Source organism: Roseovarius salinarum (assembly GCF_002834145.1).
Lineage (GTDB): Bacteria > Pseudomonadota > Alphaproteobacteria > Rhodobacterales > Rhodobacteraceae > Roseovarius > Roseovarius salinarum.
On sequence record NZ_PHNT01000001.1, the window covers coordinates 125,492 to 137,292 of the forward strand.

Annotated in this window: 10 protein-coding genes, 1 tRNA gene and 2 pseudogenes; 9 read left to right on the forward strand and 4 right to left on the reverse strand. The window is 67.3% G+C overall.

The features are described from left to right. Window positions 1-23 precede the first annotated feature (23 nt). The 3 genes from ygfZ to CEF10_RS00635 all read left to right on the forward strand — a co-directional run bounded on the left by ygfZ (window position 24) and on the right by CEF10_RS00635 (window position 2,708). Window positions 24-761 (forward strand): CAF17-like 4Fe-4S cluster assembly/insertion protein YgfZ, encoded by a 738-nt coding sequence (gene ygfZ / locus CEF10_RS00625; protein ID WP_101065434.1) that lies wholly within the window; start codon window positions 24-26, stop codon window positions 759-761. Next, the gene (locus tag CEF10_RS00630; protein WP_101065435.1) at window positions 758-1,561 is read left to right on the forward strand and encodes a fructosamine kinase family protein; all 804 of its coding nucleotides are present in this window, start codon (window positions 758-760) and stop codon (window positions 1,559-1,561) included. The genes ygfZ and CEF10_RS00630 overlap by 4 nt, the downstream gene beginning before the upstream one ends. A 124-nt stretch (window positions 1,562-1,685) precedes the next feature. Then, window positions 1,686-2,708: an MBL fold metallo-hydrolase gene (locus CEF10_RS00635; protein ID WP_101065436.1), complete on the forward strand. Its 1,023-nt coding sequence runs from the start codon at window positions 1,686-1,688 to the stop codon at window positions 2,706-2,708. Between the two features lie 18 nt (window positions 2,709-2,726). Here the strand turns inward: CEF10_RS00635 and efp are convergent, their stop codons facing one another. After that, complete coding sequence (gene efp, locus CEF10_RS00640; RefSeq protein ID WP_101065437.1) at window positions 2,727-3,290, reverse strand: elongation factor P; 564 nt, start codon at window positions 3,288-3,290, stop codon at window positions 2,727-2,729. Window positions 3,291-3,503: 213 nt separating this feature from the next. Here efp and CEF10_RS00645 point away from each other — a divergent pair, with 213 nt between their 5' ends. After that, on the forward strand, window positions 3,504-3,830 hold the full coding sequence (locus CEF10_RS00645) for a DUF6280 family protein (RefSeq protein ID WP_101065438.1): 327 nt from the start codon (window positions 3,504-3,506) through the stop codon (window positions 3,828-3,830). 255 nt (window positions 3,831-4,085) lie between these two features. After that, complete coding sequence (locus CEF10_RS00650) at window positions 4,086-5,537, forward strand: cobyric acid synthase (protein ID WP_101065984.1); 1,452 nt, start codon at window positions 4,086-4,088, stop codon at window positions 5,535-5,537. Between the two features lie 27 nt (window positions 5,538-5,564). Here the strand turns inward: CEF10_RS00650 and CEF10_RS00655 are convergent, their stop codons facing one another. The 3 genes from CEF10_RS00655 to CEF10_RS00665 form a co-directional block, all read right to left on the reverse strand. Then, window positions 5,565-6,539 (reverse strand): hypothetical protein, encoded by a 975-nt coding sequence (locus CEF10_RS00655; RefSeq protein WP_101065439.1) that lies wholly within the window; start codon window positions 6,537-6,539, stop codon window positions 5,565-5,567. Window positions 6,540-6,610: 71 nt separating this feature from the next. Beyond that, complete coding sequence (locus CEF10_RS00660; protein ID WP_101065440.1) at window positions 6,611-8,011, reverse strand: TolC family outer membrane protein; 1,401 nt, start codon at window positions 8,009-8,011, stop codon at window positions 6,611-6,613. A gap of 50 nt (window positions 8,012-8,061) precedes the next feature. Then, window positions 8,062-8,718 (reverse strand): protein-L-isoaspartate O-methyltransferase family protein, encoded by a 657-nt coding sequence (locus CEF10_RS00665; protein ID WP_101065441.1) that lies wholly within the window; start codon window positions 8,716-8,718, stop codon window positions 8,062-8,064. 140 nt (window positions 8,719-8,858) lie between these two features. Between CEF10_RS00665 and CEF10_RS00670 the strand changes: the two genes are divergently transcribed. From CEF10_RS00670 to CEF10_RS00685, 4 genes and pseudogenes are all read left to right on the forward strand, one after another. Next, window positions 8,859-8,932: transfer RNA gene (locus tag CEF10_RS00670), tRNA-Cys, on the forward strand. Window positions 8,933-9,224: 292 nt separating this feature from the next. Then, a complete protein-coding gene (locus CEF10_RS00675) occupies window positions 9,225-10,580 on the forward strand; it encodes a tyrosine-type recombinase/integrase (RefSeq protein ID WP_232796356.1) in 1,356 nt (451 codons plus the stop codon). Window positions 10,581-10,709: 129 nt separating this feature from the next. Further along, window positions 10,710-10,868 (forward strand): annotated as a pseudogene (gene tnpA, locus CEF10_RS00680) (IS66 family insertion sequence element accessory protein TnpA); the annotation flags it as partial. A 116-nt stretch (window positions 10,869-10,984) separates the two neighbouring features. Beyond that, window positions 10,985-11,801, forward strand: a pseudogene (locus CEF10_RS00685) (IS3 family transposase); the annotation flags it as partial.

An 11,801-nucleotide genomic window follows, 5' to 3' on the forward strand; every position in this document is an offset into this window, starting at 1 on the left:
CGCAAACGGCAAGGGGAGCGGAAATGACGCGCGCGATTCATCGCATCGAGGGGCCGGACGCCGAAAGCTTTCTGCAGGGGCTCGTCACCAACGACGTCGAGAAGCTCGACGACGGACCGGTCTACGCCGCGATCCTGACGCCGCAGGGCAAGTATCTGGCGGACTTCCTTCTGGTGCGCCAGGGCGGCGCGATCCTGCTGGACGTGGATGCCGACCTGTCCGACGACCTGATCCGGAAACTGACGATGTACAAGCTGCGCGCGGCCGTGGAGATCTCGGAAACCGACCTTCAGGTGCGCCGCGGCACCGGCCCGGCGCCCGCCGGTGCGGTGGCCGACCCGCGCCACCCGGCACTGGGCTGGCGGCTTTACGGGGACGAGGGCGGCGATGACGGCACGGATTTCGATGCCATCCGCGTGGCGCATTGCATCCCCGAAGCGGGCATCGAGCTCATCCCGGGCGAGACACTTATCCTCGAGGCCGGGTTCGACCGGCTGAACGGCGTCGATTTCCGCAAGGGATGCTACGTAGGTCAGGAAGTCACCGCGCGGATGCGCCACAAGACCGAGCTGCGCAAGGGGCTGGCCACGGTCGACGTCACCGGCGAGGCGCCGGTGGGCACGCCACTCTCCACCGACGAGGGCAAGACGGCCGGCACGCTTTACACCCAGGCCGAGGGACGCGGCATCGCCTATCTGCGATATGACCGGGCCAAGGGCGAGATGCAGGCGGGCGAGGCACGCGTGACCTACAGCCCATGAGCCTTGCGGCGCGCATCGCCGCCGCGACGGGCGCGCAGGCCACTGCCCTGCACCCCCTGCACGGCGGCGACCTGTCGGATGTCTACTGCGCCGAGCTGGCCGACGGGCGGCGCATGGCCGCCAAGACCGGCCCGATGGTCGAGGCCGAGGCGCGCATGCTGCGCACGATGCGCGGCGCCGCCTCGGCCGTGCCGCGTGTCCTGCATGCCGAACCCGGGTTGATCCTTCTCGACTTCCTGGAGGAGACCGCGCCCTCCGCCGCGGGCTGGCGGGCGGCCGGTGAACAGCTGCGCGCGCTCCACGCGGCCCCGCAGGACGCGCCCTACGGCTGGACCGAGGATTACGCCTTTGGCGCCGCTCCCGTTCCCAACGCGGAAGCCGCGGACTGGCCCACGTTCTGGCGCGACCGGCGGCTTCTGGCCTTCGCGGATGCGCTGCCCCCCGAGGTCGCCCGCCGGCTCGATCGGCTGGGCGCCCGCCTGCCCGACCTGCTGCCCGCCACGCCGCCGCCGGCGCTGCTGCATGGCGACCTGTGGGCCGGCAACCTGCTGTTCGCCCAGGGCCGCGCGTGGTTCATCGACCCGGCCTGTTACCACGGCGATGCGGAGGTCGACCTTGCCATGCTGACGTTGTTCGGCAATCCGCCCGGCGCCTTCTGGGACGGCTACGGCGCGCTGACCGAAGGCGCGGCAGACCGGCGGCCGGTCTACCAGCTGTGGCCGGCGCTGGTGCACCTTCGGCTGTTCGGGGCGGGCTATCGCGGCATGGTGAGCGGGCTGCTCGACCGGCTGGGTGCCTGATCCCCGGAACGGCCCTGCCACACCCGGCGCACAAACCCCCGGCCGTGCGGCATTCGGGCTTGATTTCGCCGACGTTCTGTTCCGTTCTGGGCGGGTGAACCATCCATTTCGACCGACATACGCGTTGGCGCGCCTCGCCCGGCTGGCGTCGGTGGGTGCCCTGGCCCTGACCGCCGCCTGCGCAGCCGTCGGCCCGCCGGAACCGGGGGCGCCGGCGCATCATCGCGCCAAGGGCTTCGCCAACCCGGGCCCGGCCGAAAGCGCCGGCCCGCTGGGTTTCATCCTTGACCGGTCGCGCCTGGCGCTCGGGCCGCTGGAGCGCGCGCGGGCCATCCCGCTGTCACCCGCAGCGGCACATGCCATGTGGCAGGACTCGGCGCCGCGGGACGCGGTGCAGTGGCTGGGCCATGCCAGCCTGCGCATCCGGCTGGCCGGCGAGGTCATCCTGGTCGACCCGGTCCGCGCGGGGATCGTGTCGCCCGTGCCACCCTTCGGCCCGATCCGGGCCAGCGCGCCGCCCGCCCCGCCACCAAGCCTGGCCCGGCCTGACGCGGTGCTGGTGACACACAACCACTATGACCACTACGAACCGCGCACGATCCGCACGCTCGCCCGGCCGGAAACGCCCTGCCTGATGCCGCTGCACGCATCGCGCCGCACGCGGCCGGGCTGCCGGGTGGCGGAGCTGGACTGGTTCGACACCCGCCGCCTGGGGCGCGTGCGCGCCACGCTGATGCCCGCGCAGCACGACTCGGGCCGCGGCCTTTTCGACCGCAACCGCAGCCTGTGGGGCGGCTGGATGCTCGAAGGCGGCAGCCAGCGGATCTTCCTGTCCGGCGATACCGGCTACGGCCCGCATTTCGCGCGCGCGGCCCGGGCGGGCACCATCGACCTGGCGGTGCTCAATGTCGGCGGCTACCGGCCGCGGCAGATCAACAAGCATGTGCACATGACGCCGGAACAGGCCGTCGCCGCCGTGCGCGACCTCGGTGCGCGGCGCGCGCTGATCGTGCACTGGGGGACCTATCCGCTGGGCACCGAAACGGGGCGCGAAACCCACGACCGCGTGCGCGCCGCCGCACGCGCCGCCGGCCTGCCCGAGGACCGCATCCTTTTCGTGCGCGTCGGCGGGGTTGTGCCGTTCTAAACGGCCGCGCGCCCCGCGTCAGGCGCGCTCGGCGTATTCCATCGTCTCGGTGTTGATGACGATTTCCTCGTCCGGGCCGACGAAGGGCGGAACCTGCACCTTCACGCCGTTGTCCAGCACTGCCGGCTTGAAACTGTTGGCCGCCGTCTGCCCTTTTACCACAGGCTCGGTCTCGGCCACCCGGCAGGTGATCTTCTGCGGCAGGGTGGCGTTGAGCGCCTCGTTCTCGTAGAACTCCACCGTGATGGTCATGCCGTCCTGCAACAGCGGGCGGCGCTCGCCGAGGATCTCCGCGGGCAGCGAGGTCTGATCGAAAGTCTCTGCGTCCATGAAGTGCAGCAGGCCATCGTCCTCGTAAAGGAACTGCATGTCGCGCTGCTCCAGGCGAACGCGCTCGACCTTGTCGGCGCTGCGGAAGCGTTCGTTCAGCTTCGAGCCGTTGCGCAGGTTGCGCAACTCGACCTGGGCAAAGGCGCCACCCTTGCCCGGCTTGACGTGCTCCACCTTCACGGCGGTCCACAGGCCGCCGTTGTGCTCCAGGACGTTGCCCGGTTTGATCTGGTTGCCTTCAATCTTCGGCATGCTGGCGTCCCTGACAGAAACTTGATGAAAACCTGATGCCCCCTATATATGGGGATCAAAGGCGGGGCAAGACGACGAAATATCGTGCTGCAACTGCAGAAGCCATGACGTGAACGCAAGTGAGCTATGCATTTGCGCTCTATCCGAATCGTATGGATTTCTTCATAAACAGCGTCACGCCGGAAAGACAAGAGCAATAACAAAGGACGAAACATGACGGATTTCGTTGACGGTACTGCCTTCAGCAACGAACAGGGCAACCGTGCGCGCAAACTCTTTGCCGCCGTGGTGCTGGCGGCGCTGGACGATGCCATTTCCGACGATCGGAAATACGGCAACGGCCCGGACCAGATCGCCCGCTGGGCCCGTTCGCGCGACGGGCGCGAGGTGCTGTCGTGCGCCGGCATCGACCCCAACGAGCGGGTCGTCGAGGGCCTGATGGAATTCGTCGCCAAGGGAGTGCGCACCTCGGTCGCGCTGTCGCGCGAGGAAAGCGAGCGCCGCAACGCCGCGCAGGCCGCGCAAGCCGAAGCCGCCTGACGAAACCGCGCAGACCGCGTGCAAGAGCCCTGCCCGTCCGGCGGGGCTTTTCCTTTTCTGCCCGGACAGCCCACCGGGCGACAAGGGCGACGGCCCGGATCATCGCGGCCGAGGACTGAACCGCCGCCAGCGTGCCGCGGGGGCCGTGCGGCCGGGCAGGCGCCGCGGCGGCGAAAATCAGGTGCGCAGGCGTGTTCATGGCTTTCCCCGCGACGGCGGCCTTTGTATCACGGCGCGAATGGCAAGGGGATGGCGATGACGCGCGCGATCATGATCCAGGGGGCGGGCTCCAACGTGGGCAAGTCGATGCTGGTGGCCGGGCTTGCACGGGCGCTGACGCGGCGCGGCCTGTCCGTGGCGCCCTTCAAGCCGCAGAACATGTCCAACAACGCCGCCGTGACCGAGGACGGCGGCGAGATCGGCCGCGCGCAGGCGTTGCAGGCGCGCGCGGCGGGGCGCGCACCGCACACCGACATGAACCCCGTGCTCCTCAAGCCCGAGACGGACACGGGCGCCCAGGTGATCGTTCAGGGCCAACGCTTCGCCACCCTCCGCGCGGCCGATTACGCCAGGGCCAAGCCCCAGTTGCTGGCCCCGGCGCTGGAAAGTTTCCGCCGCCTTGCCGCGACAGCCGACATGGTCGTGGTCGAGGGCGCGGGCAGCCCGGCGGAAATCAACCTGCGTGCGGGCGACATCGCCAACATGGGCTTTGCCGAAGCCGCCGGTCTGCCGGTCGTGCTGGTGGGCGACATCGACCGCGGCGGCGTGATCGCGCAGATCGTGGGCACGCAGACGATCCTGCCGCCGGCCGACGCCGGGCGCATCCGGGCCTTCGCGATCAACAAGTTCCGCGGCGATACCCGCCTGTTCGACAGCGGGCTGGCCGAGATCACCGCGCGCACCGGCTGGCCGTCGGTCGGCGTGGTGTCATGGTTCGAGGACGCATGGCGCCTGCCCGCGGAGGACGTGATCGACATCCGCTCGACGCCCGGCGGCCCCTTCAAGGTGGCCGTGCCGCGGTTGCAGCGGATCGCCAACTTCGACGATCTCGACCCGCTGGCCAGCGAGCCGGGCGTCAGCGTTGACATCGTCGAGCCCGGCCGCGCACTGCCCGGCGACGCCGACCTGGTGCTTATCCCCGGCTCGAAGGCGACCATTTCCGACCTCGCGCATTTCCGGGCGCAGGGCTGGGATATCGACCTGCAGGCCCACCTGCGCCGTGGCGGCAATGTTCTGGGCGTTTGCGGCGGCTACCAGATGCTGGGCCGCGAGATCGCCGACCCCGAGGGCCTGGAGGGGCCGCCGGGGCGGGTCGACGGGCTGGGGTTGCTGGATGTGCGCACGGTGATGCGCCCCGCGAAACGGCTGGCGTTGACACAGGCCGTCTACAGGCCCACGGGCGACACCGTCCAGGGCTACGAGATCCACCTCGGCGAGACGACCGGCCCCGACAGCGCGCACGCATGGCTCGATGTGGACGGCCGGGCAGAGGGTGCGGCCTCTCCCGACGGGCGGGTGCGCGGGTGTTACCTGCACGGGCTGTTCGGGTCCGACAGGTTCCGCGCGGCCTACCTGTCGCGGCTGGGCGCGCAGTCCGACCTTTGCTATGACACCTCTGTCGAGGCGACGCTCGATGCGCTGGCCGCGCACCTGGAAGCATACATGGACCTCGACCGGCTGGTTTCGCTGGCCGGACCGTCCGGTTGACCTCCGGCCACGGGCGGGCCCGGTGCGCTACTCCAGTTCCTGGCTGGCCAGCGCGCGGTGGATTTCGCGCCGCACGAGCTTGCGCACGTTGCGGGTGATCCGTTCGCCCAGCGTCCCCTGAAGCTCTTCGCGGACGATCTGGCTGACCAGTTCACGCAACGCGTCCTCGTCCAGCACCGCATCCTGCTGATCGGCCACCCAGTTGTCCGACGTTTCGTCGTCGTCCGCACCCATGTCGGCGTGATCGTCGGCGTGGGCGTTTTCCGGTTCGGTCTCCACCCTGGGCGCGGCCGGGGCCTCTGCCTCGACTTCGGCTTCTGACGCCGCATCCCCGCCAGGCTCGTCGGATGCGTCGGCCGGCGCCTCGGCCTCGTCGTACGTGCCCGCGCTGTCCGCGCCGGGCACGTAATCCTCCCACGGAAGCGCCTCGGTCGGGCCGCCGGCATAGGCGTCGTCGGAGGTGCCGTCGGGCTCCCACTGTTCGTTCTGTGCCGCGATGATCGCCTCGAACTCGGCCACCCGCGCCCTGAGCACGGCCGCCGCGTCATGCGCGCCACCGGCGGACCCGGCCGCGTCAGAAACCGGCGCGGGGGTATCCGCCGCATCGTCACCTTCGGGATGCAAGCCCCCCGCATGCCACGGCGGCGCCGACCGGTGATGATGGAAGAAAGGCTGTTCCTCAGTCTCGCCCGGCTCCGTCGCAGCATCGCCGGTATCCAGCGCGTCCGTGGCCGCCAGTGCCCCCGTGTCGCCGGTTTCCGACGGGTCGGGATCACCGGCATCCACGTCGTTCACCCGTTGCGAGGGCGTCAGGACAAGCCGGTCGGCCGCGCCATCCGCGGCCGCGGCGCCGGCACCGCCAGTTTCGCCGCTCTCGCCTGTCGTGTCATCCGGCTGTTCGGCATCCGACTCGCGGCGCGGGTCCCGGTCTTCCGAAGATACCAGCCGACGGATTGAGGACAGGACATCCTCGATTTCCGCATTGGTTACAGGATCAGACATGTTATTGCACCACTCTCGCCTCTGCGCAGTTTACCCGCGGCGCGTCGAGCACACAACCGAAACGGCAGCTTTTACTGTTTTCCGAGCGCCCGCAGCACGCGGTCGAGCTTGCGGCCCTGTTCGCTGCTGGGCAACGGCGCGTCCTTCACCAGGTTGTAATAGGCCGCCGCGTCGTAGAGCTGCACATCAAGGTTGAGGTCACGTGCCGTGAGCTGACCGGTCGCCGCGAGCACGGCATATGCCGCGATATAGAGGTCGGCCTCCGCCGAGATCAGGTCCGCGCGGGCGTTGAGCAATTCCTGCTCGGCGTCGAGCACGTCAAGTGTCGTGCGGGCGCCAAGGTTCGCCTCCTCGCGCACGCCGCGGAACGCCACCCGGGCGGCGCGGACCGCCTCGCGGCTGGCCTCGATCCCGGCGCGCGTCGCGCGCAGCGACGCGTAGGCGTTGCCGACATTGCGCGCGATGCGCAGGCGCGTGTCGTGAAGTGATCCGCGCGCCGCATCGCGCCGCGCCATCGCCTGCCGGGTGAGCGATGACAGCCGCCCACCGCGGTAGATGGGGCCGGTCGCCTGTATGCCGATGCTGCCGGTGCGCGAGAAGTCCGAGCCGCCCAGTTCCTCGCCTGCCCCGATGCGGCCGGTCAGGTTGATCGTGGGGCGCCGCGCGGCCTCGGCGACGCGCACGTTGAGCTCTGCCACGGTCACGTCGCGCCGCGCGCGGCGCATGTCCGGGTGGCGCTGCATCGCGCGTGCCTTGGCGTCCTCGACCGAGCCGCCGATGTCGGGCATCCGGCGCGGCGGCACGAGCCCGCCCGGGCGCCGGCCCACGGCGGCGGTGAACTCCTCCTTCGCGCGGGCAAGATCACCCTCGGCCGCCGCCAGCCCGCTTTGCGCGGCCGCGAGCCGCGCCTCGGCCTGCGACACGTCGGTGCGCGTGACCTCGCCCACCTCGAACCGGTCGCGCGCCGCGCGCAGCTGTTCGCGGATCAGGTTCAGGTTGTTGCGGCGCAGCGCGACCACCTCGCTCGTGCGGCGCACGTTCATGAACGCCTCGACGGCGCGCAGCAGAACCTGCTGTTCGACGCCGACCAATGCCTGACGGGTGGCCAGGACGTTTTCCTTGGCCGCCTCGATCTGCAGGTCGGTCGCGCCGAAATCGTAAAGCAGCAGGCTGGCACTCAGCCCGAGGTTGAGATCGGTCGAATGGCTTTCGATCGTCACGGGGGTGCCGGCACGCCGACGACTGGCGGTATGCGTGACATCGGCGGACCAGTCGACGATCGGGCGCAACCGCGACACGGTCTGGGCCACGTCCTCGTCCGCGGCGCGCAGCAGCGCGCGGTTCTGCTCCAGGAGCCCGCTGTTCTCGTAGGCGTCGGCCAGCGCCCGGCCAAGCGTTTCGGCGGCACCCGACATCGGCACCGCCGCGCCCGCGGCCGCCCAAAGAAGGATCCCCGCCAGACGCCCTGTCATGCCCGATACTGTCACAGCTCGCTCCCGTTCAATCCTGGCCCGACCGGGCGTCAGAGCGCGAAAACCTTCCTGCGCTCGAAACCCGGCAGCACCGGTGCATCGGCGTTGAAGGCAAACCGCCAAGAGATGTGTCCGTCGAAAAGGTAACCGATTCGCACCGCGCCAAGGTGGCGGTCCTGGGCGAACAGGCAGGCGATGCGTCCGCCCTCCTTGAGCTGCCCGGTCAGCGCGTCGGGCAGGTCCTCCACCGCGCCCTCGACGACGATGACGTCATAGGGGCCGTGCTTGGCTGCCCCTTCGGTCAGCGGTCCCTGGTGGACGACGACGTTGTCGGCATCGTTGTCGGCCAGAAGGCCCTGGGCCTCGGCGGCCATGTCCGAGTCTTGCTCGACGCCGACGACGGCCTCGGCCATGCGCGCCATCACCGCGGACGAATAGCCCAGCGCGCAGCCGACATCGAGAACCAGTTCGTCGCCGCGAATATCGAGAGCGTCCAGCATCTTGGCCAGCGTCCTCGGCGCCAGCACCACGCGATTGCCGCCCAGGTCGATGTTGCCGTCCATGTAGGCCGCCTCGCGCATGCTGCGGGGCACGAAGACCTCGCGCGGGACGGCCAGCATGGCATCGATGATCGGGAATTTCGTCACTTCCGCGGGACGGACCTGCGTGTCGACCATCTGCGTGCGACGGGCGGTATAATCTGGCATCGGCTAAACTTCCGGGTTCAGAATCCTGCCCGCCAGTTGTGGCACAGAACCTTGGGCACGGCAACGTCTGCCACGCGAAAAGCGCGTCGGCCACTTGCACGCTCCGCGGCAATCATATACGTCCATGCCATCACCCGGATGGCGAGTTGGCGGAGTGGTTACGCAGCGGATTGCAAATCCGTCTACACCGGTTCGATTCCGGTACTCGCCTCCATTTCATTCTAAATCATATGGTTAGCGGCTGAACGGTCGGGTGTGACACAAAGTGGGACACACGCCCTATGATGCTGTCATCCTATCTAAGCCCCTCAAGACACGGGATTTACTACTTCCGTTGGCCTATCCCTCCTTCCCAAGAGGGAAAGCGGACCACGGTTCGCATCTCCCTGCGGACACGTTGCCCGGATCGGGCTGGTGATTTGGCCCGCCATCTTGCATCCTGCGGGCGAATACTGCGCGAGAACAATGCATTGGCGGGACTGAGGCAAACCGAGATACGCGAGAAGGTGCAAGCCTACTTCAAGGCGCAACTGGACCAGTACCTTGACTGGCTGGACCGGCGCGGTTTGTCGAAGAACGCCTTGGAAGACGTTCGGTGCGAGATGCTGGACCATGAAAGCTATCTCGACATGGAGATGGAGAGCGACCAGTACCTTCCCGTCCAGCCGTTCCTGAGAAAGTCGGGCCTGACGGCGCAGGACTGGCAAGCCAGCCAGCCCATGATGCAAAGCGAACTCCGCAAGGGCCGCCGGGACTTGCTCAGAGCCGTTCTGGAAGCCGCTGAGCGCCTTGAGCATTATTCCTATGACGATGCCCCGGCCATCGCTCCTGCCGCTCCTGCGCCCGCTCTGCCAGCCTCATCGCCCTTGGGCGCGGCGGTCGATGATTTCATCGCTGAGCATTCCCGCCAATGGGCTGGCAAGACCATCGGCCAGAACCGGGCTTACCTGAACATCCTTGTCGAATACTTTGGCCCGGATCGACTGCTTGCCACGATCACCAAGCAGGATGCGAGCGAGGTCAAGAAGGTGTTGCAAGCACTACTAGCCAGCAGGAACACCAAGCCCAAGTTGAAGGCCATGCCGTTGATGCAGGTCATCAAACAACCGGGGCACAAGAAGATCGCGGCCAAGACGATCAACAGCCATATCCAGATGTTCAAGATGTTCTTCGACTGGGCGGAACGGCACGGACATGCGCCGCACACGCTCTTTGAAGGTATGAAGGTGCGGAAGGACAAGGCCAGCGAGAGTGAGCGCAAGCCCTTCACACCGGATCAGGCGCGGTTGATCTATACCGAGTTGACGGAAAATCCGTCCGGGCTGGTGCGCAAAGACAGCCACAAGTGGGGAATGCTCTTGGGCATGTTCACCGGGGCGCGTCTGAACGAGATTTGCCAACTCGACATTGCCGATGTGAAGCAGGACGGCGCGACTTGGTTTCTGAACATCACCGACGAAGGCGACGACACCAAGAGCGTCAAATCGAAAGCAGGACGGCGCAAGGTGCCGCTGCATTCCGAGTTGATCCGCCTTGGCTTTCTCGACTTCGTGGACAGTCGCAGAAACGGCACACGCCTGTTCCCAGACTACAGCTACAGCGCCAATGGCGGCTATGGCCGCAACTTGGGCCGCTGGTGCAATGAGAGTTTCTTGCCCAAGCTGGGCATCAAGCAGCCGGGCCTTGTCTTCCACAGCCTACGGCACACGGTCGTAACGCGGCTTGGGCAAGCGAACGTTTCAGAGCCGATCATCCAGTGCATCGTTGGCCACGCCCGGTCAGGCGTGACGCAGGAAGTCTATCTGAGGGAAGGCTACACGCTCGAACAACTCAGCGACGCCATCGAACGGTTCAAGATTTGAACCGGCCCGGCGCTCCTTATCGTTACCAGTAATGAGGGAGCGCCGGGAGGCGTGACCGGAGATTGACCTGAGCCCCGTTTCCTCTTCTATTTTGAGGTAGAGTCCGTCCCAACGAAGGAGACGGATGGAATGAAGAGATCACGGTTCAGCGAAGAGCAGATCATCGCGATCCTGAAGCAGCAGGAGAGCGGCCTGGCGACGGCGGATGTGTGCCGTGAGCACGGGATCAGCTCGGCCACGTTCTACAAATGGAAAGCGAAGTTTGGCGGGCTCGAAGTGTCGGATGCCNGCTCGCGGAACTCGGCCGTGTATGTCGGGGTGTGCTTCTTCTTCGATTCCATAACGGTCATCCTCTGAGAGTTTTACCCTCTCGGAAACCCGGGGCGGTTCACAGCGAAGAGCAGATCATCGCGATCCTGAAGCAGCAGGAGAGCGGCCTGGCGACGGCGGATGTGTGCCGTGAGCACGGGATCAGCTCGGCCACGTTCTACAAATGGAAAGCGAAGTTTGGCGGGCTCGAAGTGTCGGATGCCCGGAAGCTGAAGGCGCTTGAGGACGAAAACACAAAGCTGAAGAAGCTGTTGGCCGAGCAGATGCTGGACAACGCGATGCTGCGAGACGTTGCATCAAAAAAATGGTGACGCCCGCGGCCAGGCGGGAAGCCGTGGCGCATCTGTGCGAAGCGCACCAGGTGAGCCAGCGGCGGGCGTGTTCAGTTGTCGGCGCGGATCGTTCGAGCGTGCGCTATCAAAGCGCGCGCCCGGACGATTCTGATCTGCGCAAGGCGATGAAGACTGTGGCGGCCGAGCGCCGTCGGTTCGGCTATCGGCGCGTGCATGTGATGCTGACACGACAAGGCTGGCAGGTGAACCTGAAGAAGCTGAGGCGGCTCTACCGCGAGGAGAAGCTGCAGGTGAGGAGGCGCGGCGGTCGCAAACGGGCGCTCGGGACACGCAGGCCGATGCTGGTTCCTGAACGGCCCAACGAGCGCTGGAGCCTGGATTTCGTCTCGGACGCCTTTACAGATGGACGCAGGTTCCGGGTTCTGGCCATCGTGGACGACTTCAGCCGAGAATGCCTGGCATTGGTCGCGGACACGTCGCTTTCGGGGCTGCGGGTCACACGAGAGCTGTCAGCGATCATGGCCCGACGCGGACGCCCCAGAACGATTGTCAGCGACAACGGCACGGAACTGACCAGTATGGCGGTGCTCAGATGGTG

Coding starts and splice junctions, on each gene's coding strand:
- ygfZ (WP_101065434.1), top strand. CDS start 24: ATGACGCGCGCGATTCATCGCATCGAGGGGCCGGACGCCGAAAGCTTT.
- CEF10_RS00630 (WP_101065435.1), top strand. CDS start 758: ATGAGCCTTGCGGCGCGCATCGCCGCCGCGACGGGCGCGCAGGCCACT.
- efp (WP_101065437.1), bottom strand. CDS start 3,290: ATGCCGAAGATTGAAGGCAACCAGATCAAACCGGGCAACGTCCTGGAG.
- CEF10_RS00645 (WP_101065438.1), top strand. CDS start 3,504: ATGACGGATTTCGTTGACGGTACTGCCTTCAGCAACGAACAGGGCAAC.
- CEF10_RS00650 (WP_101065984.1), top strand. CDS start 4,086: ATGACGCGCGCGATCATGATCCAGGGGGCGGGCTCCAACGTGGGCAAG.
- CEF10_RS00655 (WP_101065439.1), bottom strand. CDS start 6,539: ATGTCTGATCCTGTAACCAATGCGGAAATCGAGGATGTCCTGTCCTCA.
- CEF10_RS00660 (WP_101065440.1), bottom strand. CDS start 8,011: ATGACAGGGCGTCTGGCGGGGATCCTTCTTTGGGCGGCCGCGGGCGCG.
- CEF10_RS00665 (WP_101065441.1), bottom strand. CDS start 8,718: ATGCCAGATTATACCGCCCGTCGCACGCAGATGGTCGACACGCAGGTC.